Here is a 20222-nt window from a genome sequence, read left to right as displayed (position 1 = left end):
AGGGAGCAATCCACGACTCTCGGAGCGGTGAGCGACATGAGCGCGGGACGCGAAACCGTCGACCAGGTGCAGATCGCCACGGAGCGGCTCTGCCGCGAGTACGCATGGCGTGACGCGCATGAACTGTTGACCGACACGCGGGCCCAGTTGCGGTCCATCGCCGGGTTGCTCGACGGTGGGCGTGACCGGGAACTGCTCGTCCAGGCCGGTTGGCTGACGCTCCTCGCGGGATGCGTCGAATACGACACCGGACGGTATCCGCGGGCTGAGCGCAGCCGCCGGGCGGCAGCGCGGCTCGGACAGGAAACCGGCCACGGGGAGATCACCGCCTGGTCGTTCGAGATGTCAGCGTGGTTCGCCCTGACAAGAGGCGACGTGGCGGCGGTCGGCCCACTCGCGCAAGCGGGCATGGAAACCGCGCCGCACAGTTCGGTCGCCGTACAACTAGCCGCCCAGGCCGCGAAGGCCGCGGCCCGGATGGGTGATGCGAACGAGGTCGACAGGCTCCTGGAGCACGGGCACCGGTTGCTCGGCGAGCACGATCGACCGAGCCGCCCCGAGAACCACTTCGTCGTCGACCCGCGCAAGTGGGACTTCTTCGCGATGGACTGCTACCGCCTGCTCGGCGACGACAGACGGGCGACCGAACACGCCCATGAGGTCCTGCGGATCTCCCGCCGTCCAGACGGCACCGACAGCAGCCCCATGCGCGCGACCGAGGCCCGGCTGACGATGGCAGTGGTGTCGGTCAGGCGGGGCGACCTGGACGCGGCTGCCACCTGGACCAACGCTGCCCTTGGCGCGCGGCGGAAGTCGGTCGAGCAGCTCGTCATGATCACCGATGAGCTGCGGCGCGAGGTGCGTCGCCTGTACCCCGGTGACCCGGCGTCCCGGCTCGTCACCGAACCGATCGACCGGGCCGTGGCCGCGGGGTAGCCGCCCGATCCCGGCATGTGGGAGCCGGAATAGGGCTCGGGCGGCGTCGTTGGACCCGTCATGTCGAACTTCGTTTCCGAGTGGCAGGAATGGCACGACACGCGAGTGAAGGACCTCGTCGACCCGTACGGGTGGCTGGCGTTGGTCTCGCTCGACTGGTTGGACGACAAGCCGCGCACCTACGGCGAGTTGCCGGGATTGTGGTGGCAGGACGAGGAAGCGGCGTACGTCGACCCGCAGGGCGCCGACCTCGTCCACGAGGGCGAGCCGGTGACCGGTGTCCAGCGTTTCGAGTTGGTCAACAGCGGGCCGGGGACGCGGGTCGTCGCCGGTGACGTGGAGATCGAGGTGGCGCGGCGGTCGGGCTACCTGATCCGTGTGCACGACCCGAAAGCCAAGGCACTGGCCGACTTCCACGGCGTTCCCGCCTACGAACCGAAGCCGGAGTGGGTCTTCAAGGGCCGGTACGAGGCCTACGACGAGCCGCGGCCGACGACGGTCGGTGCCGTGGTCGAAGGACTCAGCCACGTCTACCAGGTGCCGGGAGTCGTGCGGTTCGAACACGACGGCGCCGAGCACACGCTGGCCGCGTTCAACGGCAAGCAAGGTGGGCTGAGCATCCTGTTCACGGACGCCACCAGCGGCGTCACCACCTACGCCGCCGTGCGGTCGGTTGCCGTCGCTTTGCCTGAGCGGGGTGACGACGTCGTCATCGACTTCACGCGGGCCACGAACCTGCCCTGTGCGTTCACCGAGTTCGCCACGTGCCCGATCCCGCCCGCCGGCAACCGTTTGCCGTTCGCGATCGAAGCCGGGGAGAAGACTCCCTACTGAGATCTGACGTTCCACGTCGCGATCTCGGTGCGAGTCGTGTACCCGAGTTTGCCGAGGATGCTCCGGACGTGTGACTCGACTGTGCGTTCGGACAGCACCAGGCGTTGGGCGATCTGCTTGTTCGACAACGCCTGGCCGATCAGGTCCGCCACTTCCGACTCCCGGCGGGACAACGGGCTCGTCTCGCGGGAGTCGCGCAGCACCGTGTCCGCCGTGGCGAGGGGACCTGGCATGTCGAGGCGGCGGAACTCGGCCGCCGCCTCGCCCGCCAGCTTGCGCACGTCGGGGATGTCGGTGTGCTCGCCGCGTTTGAGCAGCGCTCTCGCCAGGCCGAGCCTGCTCAGGGCGACAAACGGCCGCGCGCCGATCCTCGCGTTCATCTCGATCGCCAGCCGGTAGTGCTCGATCGCCTCGGCCACGCGCCCGGTCGCCAGCGCCAGGTCGCCTGACGCCCGCGGGGAAGCGCCCGCGCAGAACACCGCGCCCGAACCGTCAGTCAGGAAGGACGGTTCCAGCGACCCGAGGATCCCGTAGACGCGGCCGGCTGTCTCGGCGTCGTCCACCATGGTCGCGACGATCCCGATGTGGTGCAGGACCGCGGCCCACCGCGGTCCTATCTGGAGCTCCGACGGCATGTGCCGGAACTCCTCGAACGTCGCGCGGGCAGCCTGCTTGTCGCCGCGCAGCGCGTGCGTGATCGGGATGAAGATCCTGGCGAGCGCGACGTCACGCACCGCGCCGAGCACCCGCAGCATCGCCGCGGCCTCGTCCGCGGTCATCGTCCCGCGCAGCATCGCGATCTGCGCGAGGAACGCGAAGTACAACCCGCCCGTGGCCTCGGTGACCACGCGTTCCGCGATCGCTCTGGCGGCCTCGTTCTGCGCCAGCGCCTCGTCCAGGTCACCGATCAGCGCGGCCTGTGTCGCACGCAGCCGTGTCACGTGCCATTGGGCCAGTGCGTGCTGACGAGCGGCCGCGAAGTGTTCGATCTGGTTGATCTCGTGTTCCACCGCCGCCAGATCACCGCGCTGGAACGCCGCGTCGACCAGCCAGACGTGCCCCACATGGCGGCGAGCGGTTGCTCTGCGGTCTCGCCGAGATCGCACGCGCGGACCGCCAGTTCCATCCGTTCGGCGAGGAACTGCGGCGCGCACAACGTGAAGTGCCTGGCGTGCAAGCCGTCCAGCACCGCGTCCGGGTCACCGCTCGACTCCGCGACGGCCAGTGCCCCGGCCGACAGCTCCCGTGCCAGGTCCGCCGCGTCGCCGCGGTCGGCCACGGCGATCGCGCGCTGGGCGAGCAGCCGGGCCCTGATCGCGTCCGGCTGCCGCCTGCGCAGCGCCGCGGCCGCCATTCTGTCCACTGCGGACAGAGTCTTGGCGTCGCCAAGGCCGGTGACCACCAGCGCGGCCTCGGCCAGCAGGTCCGGGTCCATCCTGGCGGCCTGCTCGCAGTGCGCGACGCTGGCGCTGATGAGGCCGGCGAGGTATTCCGCCTTGGCCAGGTCGAGGATCAGCCGAGCGTCCGGGATCTGGGCGGCGAGCCTGGCGAACGCCACCGCCTCGTCGTACGCGAGTTCCTCCAGCGCGGACGCGGCTGCTTTCCGTGCCCAGTGCACGGTTTTCCCGGTATCGCCGGCGAGCCGCCAGTGATTGGCGATCGGCCCGGCCAGGCCGGTGCCGGCGAGCGCCTCGGCCGCGAGGTGGTGCAAGGCCGTTCGCTGGGAGGGCGCGAGTTGTTCGTACAGGGCGTCGCGGACCAGCGCGTGCACGAACGAAAAGGACGGTCGCACACGCAGGATCCCCGCGCGCACGGCCTCGTCGAGCACCTCGCCGGCTTCCTGCCCGGACAGCCCGGCGACCTTCGCCACCAGCGAGATGTCGATCTCCTCCCCGAGCACGCTCGCCGCGCCGAGCAGGTCGCGGGTGCCTTCGGGGACACGGGCCAGCACCAGCCTGCGCAGCTCCGGGTGCCCGCCGAGGTCGAGCCCGCAGTCCACGAGCATGCGCACGTACAGCGGGTTGCCGTTGGTCTTGGTCTCGACCTGGCCCGCCTTGCTCGAGTCCAGCGACTCGATCCGCAGCCACTGCGCGATGTCCGCAGCGGACAGGCCGCTCAGCCGGATCGACCGCGTCTCACCGGCGCGCAACAGGTCCGGTAGTTGCTCGGCCAGTGGCGTGCCGTCCGGGTCACGGTACGTGCAGAGCACGAGCAACCGCGTCCGGGACAGTTCCGCGGCCAGGTGGGTGAGCAGCTTGAGCGAGGTCCGGTCCGCCCAGTGCAGGTCTTCGAGGATGACCACCAGCCCCGGTTCGGCCGCGGCGGCCAGCGCGTCGGTCACGTCGGAGAACATCGCGAACCGGGCCGACGCCGAGCCGAGCGCCGCGTCCACCTCGAGCGCGGCCGCCACGGCGGGGACGTCACGCGCCAGCCTGCGCCACGGCCACAGCGGCGGCATCCCCGGATCGTCCACTGCGTACCCGTGGGCCACCGGGATGTCGTAGTCGGCGGCCATGTCGGCGACGGCGGTGGCCAGACGCGTCTTGCCGATCCCCGCCTCGCCGCTGACCAGCACCAACCGTCCCGATCCGGCGGACGCGGCCAGTAGCGCGGCCCGTAGCTGGCCCAGTTCGGCCGAGCGCCCGACGATCGGCAAGTCCATGCCATGAGTATCGCGGCCCGTGGCGATTCAGTACCAGTGCTCGGTGGTCGCGCTGATCCGCTCGCGGCGCCGCGACACGAGACTGCCTGACATGCACGCACAACTGACTTTCTTCGACGGCCCCCGCTCTCCCGCCGAGATCGCCGCGGCAGACTACGCCGGTCGCAACCGGATCCAGCCCGCATTGGCCGGCTTCGACGTCCGCACCTACGTGTTGCGGCGCGACGACGGGTCGGCGGTGATCATCACCTTCGCCGAGGACGAGCAGACCCTGCTCGACGCCCAGAAGGCGGTGCTGGGCACCGCTCTGCTGCCGGACGAGGACCCGGCGCTGCTGCCAGGAGCCGACCGGGTCGAGATCTACCCGGTCGTCCGCGTGACGCCCGAAGGAGCATGACATGACCACCGCACTGACCCTGGCCGCCGGGACCTGGACGGCCGACCCGGCGACCAGCACCGCCGGGTTCGCCGTCGGCAGCCTCGGCGGAACGGTCCACGCAACCGTGCCCATCGTGGACGGACGTGTCGAAGTCGGATCGGACGGGACGCCGACGGCGGTGCACGGGTCATTGGACCTGGGTGCCATCGCCACCGGCAACCGCCACCGTGACAAGCACCTGCGCTCCCCCGGCTTGCTGGATCTCGACACCCACCCCACGATGACGTTCCGGGCGATCGCGATCACCGTGGCCGACGAGGGCTGGCACGTCACCGGTGAGCTGACCGTGCGCGGGTTCATCTGCCCGCTCGAAGGTGACGTCCACATCTCCACTTCGGACTTTGGCGCGGTCTCGATGACCGCGACCACCCGGTTCGACCGCAGGCAGATGTCCCTGCGGGCACCCCGGTTCATGATCGGCCGGATCATCGAGATCACGGTCACCGCCAACCTCGACCAGGTGGCGGTCCAGCCCGAGGCCGTGGACTGCCCACCCGATGCGGCCGGGGTTGGTGGTTCACAGGTGAACGGGGCACTGCGTAAGGCCGTTGCGGCTGTCGGGGATCCGCGAGATCGGACCGTCCACAAGAACACGGCCGGCCGCACCTGTGGGATGTGACCACGCGGCAGCACATCGGCGAACGGGACTACGGCCGGTTCCGGTTCCACCTCACCGACAGCGTCGGCACCGCCGGGCGCCCTCCTGCTGGTCGTCCACAAATCGGATGACCGGACGAAGAAGGAGATGACGCTGCTGCACGTGTCCGTCACGGACAACCGGGCGTCAGGACACCACCGTACGGCTGTGTAGCCTCCCAGCGGCTGACGCTAGACCACCGCGCCGCTGCCTGTCCGGGCTCGTGGTTTGGCCTTCGTGGACGCGCGTGCCGCACCTGGGTAGCGCTTGTCCAGCATGATCGCCACGGGCCCAGCGGTGGCCACTGTGGACACAGTGCCCGCCACAAGACCGAGCAGCAACGCCGATGCGAAGTCCGCGAGCGACCCGTCGCCGAGGACCAGCAACGCGCCGAGCACGAACAGGACGCCGATACCGGTGTTCACCGTGCGCGGCAACGTCTGCAGCACGGCCGCCCCGACTGTCTCGGCGAACGGTTGCTTCGGTCGTTTGCCCCGGATCTCCCGCACCCGGTCGAAGACCACCACCGAGTCGTTGACCGAGTAGCCGATCACGGTCAGCAGGGCGGCGAGGAACACGCCGTCCATCGGCCTGCCCAGCCACGCGAAGATGCCCAGGATGATCAGCACGTCCTGGGCCAGCGCGACCACGGTCGCCACGCCGAGCCGCCAGTCGAACCGGACCGCCAGGTAGATCAGCTGGGCGGTGATCGCGAGGCCCAGTGCGATCAACGCCTTCGTGCGCAGTTCGGCGCCGAGGCTCGGGCCGATCTGCTCGTCCCTGATCTGCCCGGCCTGGCCACCGGCCTTCGCCACGGCCGCACGGATCCTGTCGGTCGCTGCCTGGTCGAGTGGTTCGGTGCGGATCGAGACGGTGTTCGTGCCGCTGGCCTGGACGACCGCCCGCGGGAAGCCCGCGTCGGACACGGCTTGCCGGACCTGTTCCGGATCGGCGGGTGTGCTGTATTCGAGCACACGGCCGCCGGTGAACTCGATGCCCAGTTTCGGATTGGCGAACACCAAGCCGGCCAACGCGATCAGCACGACGGCGATCGCGGCCGTCAGCCACCTGCGTGGCTTGCCGAGGAAACCGGGGCTGCGCTCGTTGACCCACCTGCGGACCCGGCCGTCCCTGGTCAGGCCGGAGATCTTCGGCGAGCGCACGGCGTAGTGCATCAGCAGCCGGGTGAGGACGAGCGTGGTGAACATGGCCGCGAGCACACCGATCGTCAGCGTCACGCCGAAGCCCTGCACCGGCCCGGATGCCAGCAGGAACAGCAGGCCCGCGGCCAGCAGGGTCGTCACGTTCGAGTCGACGATCGCCGACAGCGCGCCCTTGAACCCCTTCTCGATCGCCTTGGGCAACGGGCTGTCGCGTTCCTCCCTGGCTCGCTCGAACACAAGGACCGTGGCATCGACCGCCATCCCGATCGCCAGCACGAACCCGGCCAGCCCCGGCAACGTCAGCGTGGCACCGATCGCGAGCAAGGCCGCGTAGGAAACCAAGGCGTAGCACAGCAACGCGAACACGGCGACGAAACCGGCGAACCAGTAGACCACGAGCAGGAACGCCGCCGTGAGCGCGAGGCCGATCACCGCGGCCCGCGCGCTGTCCTCGATCGCCGCCGCGCCGAGGGTCGGGCCGACGGTCCGCTGTTCGATGATCTCCACCGGCACCGGCAACGCGCCCGCGTTGATCAGCAACGCCAGGTCCTTGGCCTCGGCCTGGCCGAACTGGCCGGTGATCCGGATCTTGTCGCCGATCATCCCGATCTGGCAGCGGGCCTGCGCGTTGACCTCCGGCGAGGAGATCACCTTGTCGTCGAGCACGATCGCGACGCGGCGCTTCGGGTCGCCCATCGGCGAGCACGCCGCCTGACCGGTCAGCGTCTCCCACTGCCGCGCGGCGTCGCCGGTGAAGTCGATGCTGACGAACCAGCCGGGTCCTTCCTGCGGGCTGGTCTCGGCTCGCGCGTCCTCGACACCTTCGCCCGTGAGCGCGACGGGACCGAGGCCGAGCTGCCCGTCGGTGCCCGACACGCCCGTGACGGAGTGGAATCTCAGCTGTGCCGTCTTGCCGATGACCTCGATGGCTTCCTGGGGGTCCTGCAGACCGGGCAGTTCGATGACGATCCGGTTGTCACCGGATCGCGCCAGCATCGGTTCGGCCACCCCGAGCTGGTCGACGCGGCGGCGCAGCACTTCCAGCGTGCGGTCGGTGGCGGCGTCGTCTGCCTCCGCCTTGGTCTCCAGTACGACCTGCGTGCCGCCACGCAGGTCCAGCCCCAGGCGGGGCGCGGTGGTCAGCAACAGGTACACAGCCGCGGCGAGCACGAAAAGGCACGTGATGAGGCGCCCAGTCATGCCTCGCCGCGCGGGAACGCGCGACAAGGGAGTCTCCTAGCTGAAAAGAACGGACAGGGGTGTCAGAGCACTGCCTGTCCGGCAGGAGGTCCGCGGTCGTCCGCGACCGGGAGCGCCGCGTCGCGCGAGACCAGCGGCACGTCCTCGTCCTGCTCGCCCAGCATCGCCGGCACCGGCTCGGTGCTGGTCATCTCGGCGAGGCTTTGCACTTTCAGCAGTCCCGGGTCCGCCGCGGGGCGTCCGGCGTCTCGGATCGGGGGAACGGCCTTCACCACGGTCTGTTCGACCGCGACGGTCTCGTTGTCCGGCGACGGCGGTGGCACGGGCTCGCTGCGCGGCGTGAGAACCAGCGACATCAGGACAGCGGCGACCACCAGCAGGAGCAGGCGCCGGGCTGTCACGTGCCCCAGCGTACTCAATCCGGCCAGTTGGCGGCGACGATCGCCCGGACCGGCCCGAGGTCGGGCTTGGCGGCCGGACCGGGCGCGCCGAGCAGGCCGAGTGACATCTCGATGTAGCGCTCGGCCAGTTCGTCCAAAGTGAACGGTCCCGTCGGCGAGTACCAGCGCGAGATCCCGCTGCACATCTCCAGCAGCGCCAGCCGGGCGACGCTGCGGGAACTGGGGCGCAGCAGCCCCCGGTCGCAGCCGTCGTCGATCGCTGTCTGCCAGCAGGCTTCGTACTCGTCGCGCAGTGCGATGATCCCGGGACGGCGTTGCGGCGACAACGCGCGGATCTCACCGTCGACCACCCGCGTTTCCAGCTGCTGCTCGGCGTGCGTGTAGACGTGCAGCGCGACCAGGTTGGTGACGCGGCCGAGCGGGTCCGGCACGTCGGCGGTGACCTGGCGGGCGGCGGCGACCAGCCGGTCGAGGCTGGCTCGCATGATCGAGACGAGCAGGTCCTCCTTGGTGCCCATGTAGTGGTACAGGGTCGCCGACGACAGGCCAGCGGCCTCGGCGAGATCGCGGATCCCGGTGCCGTGGAAGCCGCGGGTGGCGAACAGTTCGATCGCGGCCAGCCGGACGCGGCGCGCTGTGGTCTGCGACATGTCCGCCCCCGCTGTTGTTGACCGGTCCGCTGAACCACGTCTAACGTACCAGCTGAGTCTATCGATCGATCGATCGAGAGGAGTCTTCGAGGTGGTTGTCGACTACGAGTGCCGCGACCGCGTCGCCCGCGTGCACCTCAACCGGCCGGACCGCCTGAACGCCGTCACGACCGAGCTGACCGAGGGCCTGCTGACGGCGCTCGACCAGGCAGCGGGCGACAGCGCGCGTGCGGTCGTGCTGGCCGGGCGCGGCCGGGCGTTCTGCTCGGGGCACGACCTCAAAGAACCCGTCCCGGTCGAGACGGCCATCGAGACCGCGCGGCGCGTCGAGCGTCTCCAGGAGGTCACCCGGCGGATCAGGGCGTTCCCCGGCGTCGTCATCGCCGCCGTGCACGGCTACGCCGTCGGCGCGGGCTGCGAGTTCGCGCTCTGCTGCGACCTGGTCATCGCCGACGAGCACGCCCAGTTCGGGTTCCCCGAGGTCGGGCTGGGCCTGAGCGTGACGGGCGGGATCTCGGCGCTGCTGCCCAAGATCGCCGGACCGGCCGTGGCCAAGGAGATGCTGCTGCTCGGCGAGAGGTTCCCGGCGGCAAGGGCCGCCGAACTCGGCCTGGTCAACCGCGTGGTGCCCGCCGGCGAGCACGAGAAGGCCGCGCTCGACTGGGCCGCGACCGTCGCGAACCGCCCGCCGGTGGCCGTCAGCCTGGCCAAACAGGTGCTCAACCAGGGCATGGACGGCGGGATGACCGAGGCGCTCGCGACCGAGGTCGGCCACGCCGTCCTGACCAGCGTCGCCGGTGAGTACGGCAATGGATGACCTGGTCGGCGCCATCGCCGAGGCCGCGCGGAAGTGGCCGTCGCGCGTCGCGTGGACGTTCGACCCCGGCGAGCGGTTGACGTTCGCGCAGGTGCACGAGCGCTCATCGGGTTACGCACAGGCGTTGCGCGACAAGGGGATCGGCCAAGGCGACCGGGTCGCGGTGTTGCTGCGCAACCAGGCCGAGTTCCCGCTGATCTGGTTCGCGCTGGTCAAACTGGGCGCCGTGATAGTCCCGGTGAACGTGAAGTACCGGTCGGTCGACGCCTCCCACCTGCTGCGCTCGTCCGAGGCGGTGGCCGTGGTGACCACCCGCGAGTTCGGCCCGCTGCTCGACGCGATCGACGCGCCACCGGTCCACCACATCGACACGCTGTCCCCGCAACCGGGTTTCGAGCAGGGACCGGTCAACCGCGTGGTGAACATCCAGTACACCTCCGGAACCACCGGCAGTCCCAAGGGATGCGTGCTGTCGCACGAGTACTGGCTGCGCCTGGCCGGCAGCCTTGTCGAACACTTCCCGAACCTGACCGAGCACGACGTGATGCTGACCGCGCAGCCGTTCCACTACATCGATCCACAGTGGAACGTCGTGGCCGCGCTGCTCGCCGGGGCGCACCTGGTCGTCCTGGACGGGTTCCACCCGTCGAGCTTCTGGGCGAAGGTCCGCGAGCACCGGGTGACGTACTTCTACTGCCTCGGCGCGATGCCCGCGTTGCTGCTGAAGATGCCCCCCGACCCGGCCGACCGCGACCACCGCGTCCGTGCCGTGCAGGCGTCCGCGATCCCGCTCCCCCTGCACCAGGCCCTGGAGCAGCGCTGGGGCGTCGGGTGGTACGAGGCGTTCGGGATGACCGAGACCGGTGCCGACATCCGGATCACCGCCGAGGACCACGACGCCTTCGTCGGCACGGGGTGCCTGGGCAGGCCTGCGCCGCACCGCGAGGCCAGGATCGCCGACGGTGAACTGCTGTTGCGCGGCCCAGGCATGATGGACGGCTACCTCGGCCGGCCGGACGTGTTCGACGACGGCTGGTTCCACACCGGTGACCTGGCCAGGATCGACGAGAACGGGCGGGTGTACCACCTCGGCCGGATCAAGGACATGATCCGCCGCAGCGGCGAGAACATCGCCGCGCACGAGGTCGAGGAAGTCCTGATGAGCCACCCCGGCGTGCGGCTGGCCGCCGTGGTCGGCGTACCGGACGACATCCGCGGCGAGGAGGTCAAGGCGTTCGTCGTCGGCGACGCGGGCGAGGACGAACTCGCCGCGTACTGCGCGGACCGGCTGGCGGCGTTCAAGATCCCCCGGTTCTGGGAGTTGCGGGCCGAACTGCCGCTCACGGCGTCCGAGCGGGTGGCGAAGGAGCGGCTGCGGTGAGCTTCAAGTGGGACAGCCCGGTCTACTTCGACGAACTGGACCTCAACGGCACGCTGCACAACACCCGCTTCGCCCTGCACGTCGAACGCGCGCAGTCGGCGCTGTTCGAGCAGTTCGGCAAGGGCTGGGAGCGGTTCGGCGACCGCGACGACGACCTGCGGTACGTGGTGCGGGAACTGCGGATCGAGTTCCTCGCCGCGTTCACGTCACCGGGAATCCTGCCGGTCGAGCTCACCGCCGAGAAGATCGGCACCACGAGCGCGGTGTACGGATTCCGGTGCGGGCACTACGCGCGCGGCCACCGGGTGATCGTGAAGGTGGACGCCGACGGGCGGCCCGCGCCGTGGAGCGACTGGTACCGAACGATGTTCACGCAGCTGTGATGCTCGAAGCAGACCTGGTGCTCAGGAACGCGAACGTGGTCACGCTGGACGGCCAGGACGCCTCGGCGGTCGCGATCCTCGGCGACCGGATCGTCGCGCTGGCGGACGTCCCGGCCAAGCGCGTGATCGACCTCGGCGGCGCCACCGTGACCCCGGGATTCCACGACGCGCACAACCACATGAGCTGGTACGGCCTCACCCTGTCCGAAGTGGACGTACGGGTGCCGAGCCTGGACGCGCTGTACGCGGCGATCGCGGCGGCGCCGGACAGCGGCGAGTGGATCATCGCGTCGGGCTACGACGAGAACAAGTGCGGTGGGCACCCGACGCGCGACGGCCTGGACCGTGCCGCCCGTGGCCGCAAGGTGCTCGTGAAGCACACGTCCGGGCACATGTGTGTGGTCAACTCCCCTGTCCTGCGCGAACTGGGCATCGACGAACACGCCGTCGAAGTGGACGGTGGACTGGTGGTCACCGACAGTGCCGGACGGCCGACCGGCCTGCTCCAGGAACAGGCACAGCAGCTTGTGAACCCGCTGATCCTGCCGTACCCGGTGGACACCCTGGTCGACGCGATCGACCGCGCCGGGCAGCGCTACCTGGCCGAAGGCATCACCAGCTGTGTGGAGGCCGGGATCGGCGGCGGCTGGATCGGCAAGACCCCGGTCGAGGTCGAGGCGTACCACCGGGCCCGCGAACAGGGCAAACTCCGTGTCCGGGTGGAGCTGATGGTCGCGGCGGACGTGCTGCACCCGGTCGCCGAACTCGGTGTCGGGCTCGACCTGGGCATCCGGACCGGATTCGGGGACGACTGGCTGGGCATCGGCCCGGTCAAGGTCTTCTCCGACGGTTCGCTGATCGGCCACACCGCGGCGATGTGCCAGGAGTTCACCGACACGCCCGGCAACCGCGGCTACCTGCAAGGCGACGCCGACGCGCTGACCGCCACGATCCTGGCCGCGCACAACGCGGGCTGGCGCGTGGCCACGCACGCGATCGGCGACGCCGCGATCGACCTCGTGCTGGACGCGTACGCGACGGCCGGGGACCCGAGCAGGCGGCACCGCATCGAGCACTTCGGCGTGGCCAGGCCCGACCAGGTGCTGCGGGCCCGTGAGCTCGGCGTCATCCCCGTGCCGCAAGGGCGGTTCGCCAACGAGATCGGCGACGGCATGCTGCGTGCGCTCGGGCCGGAACGGACGGCGTGGGCGTACCGGCAACGGTCCCTGCTGGACGCCGGGATCGTCGTGCCCGGCAGCTCGGACCGGCCGGTGGTCACCGGCGCTCCCCTGCTGGGCATGCACGACATGGTCAACCAGCGGACCGCGTCCGGCGTGGCGTTCAACCCCGGCGAGGCGGTCACCGGGCTGGAGGCGTTGCGCGCCTTCACGTACGGCTCGGCGTACGCGTCCAAGCAAGAACACCGGAAAGGCACGATCACCGTGGGCAAACTGGCCGACCTCGTGGTGCTGTCGGACAGCCCGGCACGCGTGGACCCCAGCCGGATCAAGGACATCGAGGTGCTGCGGACCATGGTCGGCGGGGAGTTCCGGTGAAGCTCGTGCCCGCGGGGTCGCTGCCGGCGTCCCACCTCGACCGTGTCCGTGAGATCTACGAGGACGGCTTCGGCGAGCGCTTGCGTGCCCCGTTCGACGACCTGCTCGCCGACCGCGCGCTCGTGCTGGTCGACGACGCCCCACTCGGTCTCGCGGTGCTGCGTGAGCTGGGCCCCACCGGCTGGGTGTTCCTGCGTTACTTCGTCGTCGGCGAGCGCGGCCGTGGCCTCGGTGAGCGCCTGTGGACGGAGATCCGCCGCGAACTGGCCGGGTTCACGAGGATCGTCTACGACGTCGAAGACCCCGGCGAGGACGGCATCGACGACGCCGAGCGGACCACCAGGGACCGCCGGATCGCCTTCTACCTGCGGCTCGGCGCGGTGCTGCTGCCCATCACGGGCTACCACCAGCCGGGCGAGGACGACTCGCACCCGATGCGGCTGATGGCCGCCGACCTGACCAGGCCGCGAACGGCGCCGATCACCGGCGACGACCTGCGCGGCACGCTGCTGGCCGTCTACCGGTACCGCTACGGCCTGGCCGACGCCGATCCTCTGGTGAAGCACACATTGAGATCAACAGGCCTCGTGGTGTCGTAGGTTTGCCCTACCATCCGCGCATGCGGATCGACACTGTCAACGCCGAACAGCTCGGCGACCTGCGCTCAGCGTTGCACGAGCTGTACCGGCTGTGTTTCGCCGACCCGCCGTGGAACGAGTCACGGACCAGACTGGACAACTTCGCCAACATCCTGACCAAGCACCTCGCCCAGCCGGATTTGTCGGCTTCCGTGGCGTGGGACGGGCGTGCGCTGCACGGCGTGGCGTACGGCTGGCCGATGCCGCCCGAACTGCCGGAAGACGCGTTCCACATGATGGTCACCCAGGCCGTCCCGGCCGAGCGCCTGGTCGCGCCCGCGTTGACCGTCACGGAACTGATGGTGCACCCCGCGTCACGGGGCCAGGGTCTCGGCCGCAGGTTGCTCGACCACTATGTGGGACAGCACGAGGCGTGGTTGGTCACACACCCCGCGGCGCCCGCGTGTTCGTTGTACGACTCCATGGGCTGGACCAGGTCGGACGAGTTCCGCAACCCGTACGGCGACCGGCGGGTCGTGTACCTGCGCGCGGGCCAGGAGCAGCCGCCAGCCGACACGCAGTAGACTTCGTGGTCTCACGGAGCGTCACCACAGTCCATTTTCGACCGCTCCCATAGAGACGACAGGAGCGGGTGTTGTCCGCAGAACGCCCCACCGCGGCGGACGTCGTCGCGGCGGCGAACCGGTTCGCCGGAGTGATCGAGCCAAGCCCGTTGCAGCGCAACGACAGGCTGTCGCGCCGGTACGACCTGGACGTGTGGCTCAAACGGGAAGACCTCCTCAAGGTCCGCTCGTACAAGGGCCGCGGCGCGTACAACCTCCTCAGTGAACTGTCGGCCGAGCAGCGTGAGCGCGGTGTGGTGTGCGCGAGCGCGGGCAACCACGGGCAAGGTGTGGCGTTCGCGTGCGCGTCGCTGGGAATCACCGCCCGCGTGTACCTGCCGCGCACGACACCGCGGCAGAAGCGGGAACGTGTCGCCACTCTCGGTGGCAAGTACGTGCAGATCGTCGTGGACGGTGAGACGTACGACGAAGCCGCCGCGGCGGCCTGCGCGCACGCCGAAGCGAGCGGCATGACGCTCGTGCCCGCGTTCGACGACCCGAGGACGATCGCGGGCCAGGGCACCGTGATCAAGGAAGTGATCGAGCAACTCGGGCACGCCCCCAGCGCGGTCGTCGTCCCCGTCGGCGGCGGTGGGCTGCTCGCCGGAACCCTGGTGTGGCTGCGGGAGAACCACCCCGATGTGACGGTCATCGGCGCGGAACCGCTTGGTGCGACGAGCATGGCCGCCGCACTGGAACACGGCGGACCGGTCGACCTCGACCACATCGACCCGTTCGTCGACGGCGCGGCTGTCCGCAAGGTCGGGCAGCACACGTACGACGTCGTCAGCGAATGGGAGCCGCGGCTGGTCGCCGTGCCGGAAGGCCAGATCTGCGTCGAGATGCTGGACCTGTACCAGTCCGACGGGATCATCAGCGAACCGGCGGGTGCGCTCGCGGCCACCGCGCTCGGCCTCGAGCCGGGCCTCGAGCCGGGCTCGACCGTGGTGTGCATCCTGTCCGGCGGCAACAACGACGTCAGCCGATATGCGGAGATCGTCGAACGGGCGCTGGTGCACGAAGGCCGCAAGCACTACTTCCTGGTCGAGTTCCCGCAGGAACCCGGTGCGCTGCGGCGGTTCATCGACGACGTGCTCGGACCGGACGACGACATCACGCTGTTCGAGTACGTCAAGCGCAACAACAGGGAGACCGGGCCCGCGCTGGTCGGCGTCGAACTCGGCGCACCGGAGAACCTCGAGGCGATGGTGAAGCGCATGAACACGGTGCCGCACCGGATCGAGCGCGTCCCGCCGGACAGCCCGCTGTTCATGTTCGTGGTGTGAACACCGCGTTCGCCTTGACAGGCAACAAAGAGGCAAGGCCAGCCCCGTTGCGGATCGCTACTGTTGTGGAATGAACGCAACACCCAGCCGCCGGTCGATCCTCAAGGGGGCGGCGCTCACCGCGGCCGCGGTGGCCGCACCGATCCGCGTCTTCGACGCCGAGGCCGCCGCCGCGCCCGCGGCCGACGGTGTTTTCGGCTACGGCGTGGCCAGTGGCGACCCGCTGCGCGACTCGGTGATCATCTGGACGCGCGCGACACCGCCGTGCGAGGGCGACCGGACAGCCGCGCCTGGGAGCGGTTTCGGTCACCCCATGCCGGTGCGGTGGGAAGTCGCCAGGGACGAGGCCTTCCGGAACGTGGTCAGCCGCGGTGTCGTGGTGACGTCCGCCGCCTCGGACCACACAGTCAAGGTCGACGTCCAAGGGCTGCGTCCGTACACGCGCTACTTCTACCGTTTCCACGCGCAGGGCGAGACCAGCCGGATCGGCCGGACGCAGACCATTCCGGACGACGGTGACCGCCTGCACGCGTTGCGGTTCGCCTTGACCTCGTGCGCCAACTACACCGGCGGTTACTTCGCCGCCTACCGTGCGATGGGGCAACGCACGGACCTGGACTTCGTCCTGCAGGTCGGCGACTACTACTACGAGCAGGGCAACGGCGACGACCGCTCCGGGCCGCCCGAGCTGGTCGGCGTCCGCGACGCCAACCCGCCGACCGAGACCATCGACCTGCGGGGCTACCGGTTGCGGCACGCGCTGCACAAGGCCGATCCGGATCTGGCGCTGGCGCACCGGCGACACCCGTGGATCACGATCTTCGACGACCACGAGGTGGCCGACAACACCTGGAACGACGGCGCGTCCAACCACCAGCCGGACACCGAGGGTCCGTTCGCCGCACGCAAACGCGCGGCGTACCAGGCGTACATGGAGTGGATGCCGTTCCGGTTGCCCGACCAGCGCCGGATCCCGCACCAGGGCACGAGGTTCTTCCGCGGCTTCAGCTTCGGCCCGCTCGCCGACCTGTCCATTGTCGACACGCGGCAGAACCGCGCCGAGCAGGTCGGCCTGCCGCCGTACTCGGGGCGCGGCGGCGGGCTCGTGCCGGTCGGGCTGAAGCCGGAAGTGGACGCCCAGCTCGCCGATCCGGCGCGGCAGCTGCTCGAGCCGGAGCAGATGGCCTGGCTGAAGGACAACGGCAGGACCAAGCCGTGGCACCTGATCGGCAACCAGGTGATCCTCAGCCCGCTGCGGATTCCCGGTGTGCTGCTGGGTCTCCCGCCGGACCTGACGCTGATCAACTCCGACCAGTGGGACGGCTACCAGGCGCAGCAGACCGAGCTGATCAGCCACATCGCCGCCCAGTCGAACAACGTGGTGCTGCTGACCGGCGACTTCCACACGTCCATGGCGATGGACATCCCGTCGAAGCCCGAACCCGGCTACGCGCCGGTGGGCGCCGAGTTCGTCTGCCCGTCGGTGACCAGCGACGGCTTCTACGAGATGGTGCGGGGCAAACTGCCCGAGGGAACACCGGCCGACGCCGTGGTCCTCGCGACCAGGACGATGACGGGCGCGGTCACCCTCCGCAACCCGTGGGTGAAGATGTTCGACGGCGTGGCCCACGGCTGGGTGCTGATCGACGTGACCCCGGACCGGGTGCAGGCGGACTTCCACCACACACCGGTGCCCAACCTGCTGCAACACGACCCGCGCATCGACAAGAACGCCACGACATCCCACGCGATGAGCTGGCAGACCCTGGCCGGATCACACAAGGTGATCCCGGCCCTCACCCCAGTGGGGCCCCGCTCGGACGAGCCCGCGTAGCGGCGTACCGCCGCAACAGCAGCAGCGCCGCGACAACGCCGAGCGCTGCTGCCACCAGGTTCAACCACCAGAACCAGTTCAGCCACGTCAGCGCGGACGCCAGCTCACGCCGCACAGCGCCAAGGTCAGTGGACCCCGGCGCCATGAGGTCACCCGTCACGGCGGCTCCGCCCGTGGAGCCGGAAACACCGGAAACCAGCACCCACACCACCGGCACGAGCAACATGATCGCCGCCGGCACATAGCCACGCTGCCGCTTGAGCGCGATCAGCCCCACCACCGCGCCGATGACAGGCAACAACGGCAACATACCCAGCGTCAAGGATACCGCCATCCCGTAACGGCTGGTCACGATCGCCGTAACAGCAAGGCAAACAGACGCCACCACCAGCGCGATCTGCGCCCAGAGCAACCATCTCATCGGGCGACCTTATCGGCCTCCCGTTCCCGCACCACAGCCACATTCACCGTGCGGGTGAGTCGTTCATAAGGGGCGGATTCATGGCCGAAGAAGACCGCGAGCGGTGTCCACACACCGACCACGAAGAATGAGACGACCCCGCCGATCGGGATCAGCAACTGCTGGGGGTGCGCGAACACGTCCCACTCGTCCACCGACAGTGCGATCCACAGCAACCACAACGGCGACAGCAGGATCGCGTACCGGAACGCGAGCGAGACCGGGCCTGCGCGGTGGCCGTTGGTGCGTTCGATCCGCAGCAGCATCGCGCGCTTTCCCGGCGTCGCGCCGGTGAAGGCCGGCACGAGCAGGAACCAGACCAGCGCGAGCATCACGGTGATCGGCCCCTGTGGTGGTACGCCACCGAAAAGTGTGAACAGCCCCAGGACGAACGCGGTCAGTGTGGCGAACCCGACCGCGTCGGTGAGCAGGGCGAACAGGCGACGGCTCGGGGTGACGCGTTCCGCGTAGCGCCTGCGGTCCCGTTCGGCCTCGATCGTGGGCAGCAGGCGGCTGAGCGGGCCCGCGATCAGCCAGCCGATGACCGCTCCGGCGGTGTTGAGGATCAGGTCGTCCACACTGAACAGCCGGTACGCGCACGGGTAGACGAACCACAGGCCGGTCAGCTGGGTCAGCTCGAACAGCAGCGACGTGCCGAAACTGATCGCCGCCGCCGCGAGGAAGCGGACGCCGGACATGTATCGCAGGAAGAAACCCAACGGCAGCAACAGTGCGACGTTCAGCGCCGTTGTCCACAGTGCTGGGTTGCGCATCATCGCGCCTGGTGACCAGCGGCCTCGGGCGCGTTGTTCGACCACCTCGACGAAGTAGAACGGCCGCAACTGCGGGCTGCTGGCGTACGTCTGGGTCGCGCAGTACAACTCGGGGTTCCGCGGCAACGGAATCACCGTCTGCATCGCCGCCGCCAGCAGGTAGAACAGGAAGCAGTAGAACACCACCGTCGTCCAGCCGCCCGCTCGGCCCCTGCGCCGGTAGCTCACCACCGCCACCGGCAGCATGACCAGCAGCACGATGATCGGGAACAACAGCAGCGCCGTCTTGACCGGCAGCAGGTAGGTGGCAACCACGACGCATTGTTACCCACAGCCGATGATCGCCAAGCATCGGATTCACCTCCGCGCGGTTGCCTCCGCCAGGTACCGCATGGACACTCCCGGATCGGTCAGCCACCCGGTGTAGTTCACCGGGTTCTCGAAGAGGTGGGCGAACCTGTGCGCCACCTCCGGCACTCGCTGCGCGGTCGCCAGCGTGGCCAGCACGTGCTCCGGCGGCGGGGCGAGCAGGTCGTTGTTGAACCTGGTCGCGTGCTGGGCCACTGACCAGTACCGGGCGAACGCGTCGTGCATGAACTTCTCGTCGAACTCGCGATCTCCGTTGGCGAGGACGGCTTCCTCGTACGACCTCGCGGCGTGGGCCGCCATGTTCGCGCCCTGCCCGCCGACCGGGTCGTTGGTCACCGCCGTGTCCCCCATCGCCAGGACGTGCCTGCCGGACGGCAGGGTTCCCACCGGGTGCCGCACGATCGGCGTGATCCGGCCGTGCAGTGTCTCCAGCGGCCCCACCGGTTCCGCGTTGTCCAGGATCTCGCTGTGCCACGGGAAAAGCGTGCGCGTCAGGCCACGGGCGATCTCCAGGTGCTGCTCGGGGCCTGTGATGTCGTGCCAGACGTCCATCGGCCCGCCCGGCACGCCGAAGAAGCCGATGCCGTGGACCGGTCCCCGCACGGACAGCACCGGCAGGGTGAAGTTCTCGCCGTGCGGGCTCATGTTGAACATCAGGCCGTCGATGACCGGCGCCGACGTCCGCACGTAGATGATCCCGATGTCCCGCCGGGCCTCGGTGTACGGCGAGAACTCGGCGTTGCGCGGGAACAGCGCGTCGAACTGCGGCCCACGCCCCGCCGCGACGATGACCAGGTCGAACTCGGCGGCGTACGCGTCGAGGTCGTCCGGTGTGACGCGGTGGATCCGTGTCTCGCCGCCGGTGCTCGCGAAGTGCCCCATCCAGTCGGACACTTTCACCCGTTGGTCCACGGACTGCGCCGCGCGGTCGAGCCCGGTCCGCCACGAGATCGCCGGGGTGCCGCCGCCCGCCGGGTCCGTCGCGTTGAACTCGACTCCCCGACCGGTACGACATCGGCGTCCCAGAAGTTGATGCCCAGTTCGCGTTCCCTGGCCAGTGCCGGGTGGAAGACGCACTGGTTGGAGATCAGCCTGCCCGACCGGACCTCGCCGGCAGTCCGCTCGGCCACCACCGTGACGTCGTAACCGTTCCGCCGCAACCCGATGGCCAGCACCAGACCAGCCTGACCGGCACCGATGATCGCGATCCGCCGCATCAGTCCACCTTGGCAGGCAGTCG

The 20222-nt window shown here is 69.6% G+C and carries 21 protein-coding genes; 12 read left to right on the top strand and 9 right to left on the bottom strand.

The window, feature by feature from the left end; genetic code table 11:
• The first annotated feature begins 36 nt into the window (after positions 1–36).
• Positions 37–936 carry a hypothetical protein gene (locus AOZ06_RS19535; RefSeq protein WP_225954781.1) on the top strand — a complete coding sequence of 300 codons (900 nt, stop codon included), beginning with the start codon at positions 37–39 and terminating at the stop codon, positions 934–936.
• 60 nt (positions 937–996) lie between these two features.
• Positions 997–1770, top strand: a complete 774-nt coding sequence (locus AOZ06_RS19530) for a DUF1684 domain-containing protein (RefSeq protein ID WP_054290720.1) — start codon at positions 997–999, stop codon at positions 1768–1770.
• On the opposite strand, the gene AOZ06_RS54170 is transcribed toward AOZ06_RS19530, so the two are convergent.
• On the bottom strand, positions 1764–2780 hold the full coding sequence (locus AOZ06_RS54170; protein WP_054290719.1) for a LuxR family transcriptional regulator: 1017 nt from the start codon (positions 2778–2780) through the stop codon (positions 1764–1766). The genes AOZ06_RS19530 and AOZ06_RS54170 overlap by 7 nt on opposite strands.
• On the bottom strand, positions 2708–4432 hold the full coding sequence (locus AOZ06_RS54165; protein WP_054290718.1) for an ATP-binding protein: 1725 nt from the start codon (positions 4430–4432) through the stop codon (positions 2708–2710). Before AOZ06_RS54165 ends, AOZ06_RS54170 begins: the two co-directional genes overlap by 73 nt.
• A 19-nt stretch (positions 4433–4451) precedes the next feature.
• Here AOZ06_RS54165 and AOZ06_RS19515 point away from each other — a divergent pair, with 19 nt between their 5' ends.
• Both AOZ06_RS19515 and AOZ06_RS19510 read left to right on the top strand, forming a co-directional pair.
• Positions 4452–4829, top strand: coding sequence for a hypothetical protein (locus AOZ06_RS19515; RefSeq protein WP_218922017.1), 378 nt, complete (start codon positions 4452–4454; stop codon positions 4827–4829).
• 1 nt (position 4830) lies between these two features.
• Positions 4831–5490: a YceI family protein gene (locus tag AOZ06_RS19510; RefSeq protein WP_054290717.1), complete on the top strand. Its 660-nt coding sequence runs from the start codon at positions 4831–4833 to the stop codon at positions 5488–5490.
• A 209-nt stretch (positions 5491–5699) separates the two neighbouring features.
• On the opposite strand, the gene secD is transcribed toward AOZ06_RS19510, so the two are convergent.
• The 3 genes from secD to AOZ06_RS19495 form a co-directional block, all read right to left on the bottom strand.
• Positions 5700–7871 carry a protein translocase subunit SecD gene (gene secD / locus AOZ06_RS19505; protein WP_169798946.1) on the bottom strand — a complete coding sequence of 724 codons (2172 nt, stop codon included), beginning with the start codon at positions 7869–7871 and terminating at the stop codon, positions 5700–5702.
• Between the two features lie 62 nt (positions 7872–7933).
• Entirely contained in the window at positions 7934–8272 is a 339-nt protein-coding gene (locus AOZ06_RS19500; protein WP_054290715.1) for a hypothetical protein, read from the bottom strand.
• Positions 8273–8286: 14 nt separating this feature from the next.
• Positions 8287–8922 carry a TetR/AcrR family transcriptional regulator gene (locus AOZ06_RS19495; RefSeq protein ID WP_054290714.1) on the bottom strand — a complete coding sequence of 212 codons (636 nt, stop codon included), beginning with the start codon at positions 8920–8922 and terminating at the stop codon, positions 8287–8289.
• Positions 8923–9013: 91 nt separating this feature from the next.
• Here AOZ06_RS19495 and AOZ06_RS19490 point away from each other — a divergent pair, with 91 nt between their 5' ends.
• From AOZ06_RS19490 to AOZ06_RS19455, 8 genes are all read left to right on the top strand, one after another.
• Positions 9014–9739: an enoyl-CoA hydratase/isomerase family protein gene (locus AOZ06_RS19490; RefSeq protein WP_054290713.1), complete on the top strand. Its 726-nt coding sequence runs from the start codon at positions 9014–9016 to the stop codon at positions 9737–9739.
• On the top strand, positions 9732–11120 hold the full coding sequence (locus AOZ06_RS19485) for an AMP-binding protein (RefSeq protein ID WP_054290712.1): 1389 nt from the start codon (positions 9732–9734) through the stop codon (positions 11118–11120). The genes AOZ06_RS19490 and AOZ06_RS19485 overlap by 8 nt, the downstream gene beginning before the upstream one ends.
• Complete coding sequence (locus tag AOZ06_RS19480) at positions 11117–11503, top strand: acyl-CoA thioesterase (protein WP_054290711.1); 387 nt, start codon at positions 11117–11119, stop codon at positions 11501–11503. Before AOZ06_RS19485 ends, AOZ06_RS19480 begins: the two co-directional genes overlap by 4 nt.
• On the top strand, positions 11503–13059 hold the full coding sequence (locus tag AOZ06_RS19475) for an amidohydrolase (RefSeq protein ID WP_054296755.1): 1557 nt from the start codon (positions 11503–11505) through the stop codon (positions 13057–13059). The genes AOZ06_RS19480 and AOZ06_RS19475 overlap by 1 nt, the downstream gene beginning before the upstream one ends.
• Complete coding sequence (locus AOZ06_RS19470) at positions 13056–13658, top strand: N-acetyltransferase (RefSeq protein ID WP_054290710.1); 603 nt, start codon at positions 13056–13058, stop codon at positions 13656–13658. The genes AOZ06_RS19475 and AOZ06_RS19470 overlap by 4 nt, the downstream gene beginning before the upstream one ends.
• A 20-nt stretch (positions 13659–13678) precedes the next feature.
• The gene (locus AOZ06_RS19465; RefSeq protein WP_157233118.1) at positions 13679–14221 is read left to right on the top strand and encodes a GNAT family N-acetyltransferase; all 543 of its coding nucleotides are present in this window, start codon (positions 13679–13681) and stop codon (positions 14219–14221) included.
• Between the two features lie 71 nt (positions 14222–14292).
• Complete coding sequence (gene ilvA / locus AOZ06_RS19460; RefSeq protein ID WP_083472668.1) at positions 14293–15546, top strand: threonine ammonia-lyase IlvA; 1254 nt, start codon at positions 14293–14295, stop codon at positions 15544–15546.
• Positions 15547–15616: 70 nt separating this feature from the next.
• Positions 15617–17380 carry an alkaline phosphatase D family protein gene (locus AOZ06_RS19455; RefSeq protein WP_054290707.1) on the top strand — a complete coding sequence of 588 codons (1764 nt, stop codon included), beginning with the start codon at positions 15617–15619 and terminating at the stop codon, positions 17378–17380.
• Here AOZ06_RS19455 and AOZ06_RS19450 read toward each other — a convergent pair.
• Genes AOZ06_RS19450 through AOZ06_RS60070 form a run of 4 tightly spaced genes read right to left on the bottom strand, consistent with a single transcriptional unit; the run spans position 17343 to position 20199 of the window.
• Positions 17343–17801: a hypothetical protein gene (locus AOZ06_RS19450; RefSeq protein WP_157233117.1), complete on the bottom strand. Its 459-nt coding sequence runs from the start codon at positions 17799–17801 to the stop codon at positions 17343–17345. The genes AOZ06_RS19455 and AOZ06_RS19450 overlap by 38 nt on opposite strands.
• Positions 17798–18928, bottom strand: a complete 1131-nt coding sequence (locus AOZ06_RS19445) for a VanZ family protein (RefSeq protein WP_054290705.1) — start codon at positions 18926–18928, stop codon at positions 17798–17800. The genes AOZ06_RS19450 and AOZ06_RS19445 overlap by 4 nt, the downstream gene beginning before the upstream one ends.
• A 42-nt stretch (positions 18929–18970) precedes the next feature.
• On the bottom strand, positions 18971–19882 hold the full coding sequence (locus AOZ06_RS19440) for a styrene monooxygenase/indole monooxygenase family protein (RefSeq protein WP_236952297.1): 912 nt from the start codon (positions 19880–19882) through the stop codon (positions 18971–18973).
• Positions 19879–20199, bottom strand: a complete 321-nt coding sequence (locus AOZ06_RS60070) for an FAD-dependent oxidoreductase (protein WP_225954782.1) — start codon at positions 20197–20199, stop codon at positions 19879–19881. The genes AOZ06_RS19440 and AOZ06_RS60070 overlap by 4 nt, the downstream gene beginning before the upstream one ends.
• Between the last annotated feature and the right edge of the window lie 23 nt (positions 20200–20222).

The sequence above is a fragment of the Kibdelosporangium phytohabitans genome (assembly GCF_001302585.1).
Classification (GTDB): domain Bacteria; phylum Actinomycetota; class Actinomycetes; order Mycobacteriales; family Pseudonocardiaceae; genus Kibdelosporangium; species Kibdelosporangium phytohabitans.
The sequence above is the reverse complement of the archived record's forward strand: the minus strand, read 5'-3'. Positions and strand labels throughout refer to the sequence as shown.

Bases quoted from the DNA above. Each gene is read 5' to 3' on its own strand.
- AOZ06_RS19535 (WP_225954781.1), top strand. From the start codon at position 37: ATGAGCGCGGGACGCGAAACCGTCGACCAGGTGCAGATCGCCACGGAG.
- AOZ06_RS19530 (WP_054290720.1), top strand. From the start codon at position 997: ATGTCGAACTTCGTTTCCGAGTGGCAGGAATGGCACGACACGCGAGTG.
- AOZ06_RS54165 (WP_054290718.1), bottom strand. From the start codon at position 4,432: ATGGACTTGCCGATCGTCGGGCGCTCGGCCGAACTGGGCCAGCTACGG.
- AOZ06_RS19510 (WP_054290717.1), top strand. From the start codon at position 4,831: ATGACCACCGCACTGACCCTGGCCGCCGGGACCTGGACGGCCGACCCG.
- secD (WP_169798946.1), bottom strand. From the start codon at position 7,871: ATGACTGGGCGCCTCATCACGTGCCTTTTCGTGCTCGCCGCGGCTGTG.
- AOZ06_RS19495 (WP_054290714.1), bottom strand. From the start codon at position 8,922: ATGTCGCAGACCACAGCGCGCCGCGTCCGGCTGGCCGCGATCGAACTG.
- AOZ06_RS19485 (WP_054290712.1), top strand. From the start codon at position 9,732: ATGGATGACCTGGTCGGCGCCATCGCCGAGGCCGCGCGGAAGTGGCCG.
- AOZ06_RS19475 (WP_054296755.1), top strand. From the start codon at position 11,503: ATGCTCGAAGCAGACCTGGTGCTCAGGAACGCGAACGTGGTCACGCTG.
- AOZ06_RS19465 (WP_157233118.1), top strand. From the start codon at position 13,679: ATGCGGATCGACACTGTCAACGCCGAACAGCTCGGCGACCTGCGCTCA.
- AOZ06_RS19455 (WP_054290707.1), top strand. From the start codon at position 15,617: ATGAACGCAACACCCAGCCGCCGGTCGATCCTCAAGGGGGCGGCGCTC.
- AOZ06_RS19450 (WP_157233117.1), bottom strand. From the start codon at position 17,801: ATGAGATGGTTGCTCTGGGCGCAGATCGCGCTGGTGGTGGCGTCTGTT.
- AOZ06_RS60070 (WP_225954782.1), bottom strand. From the start codon at position 20,199: ATGCGGCGGATCGCGATCATCGGTGCCGGTCAGGCTGGTCTGGTGCTG.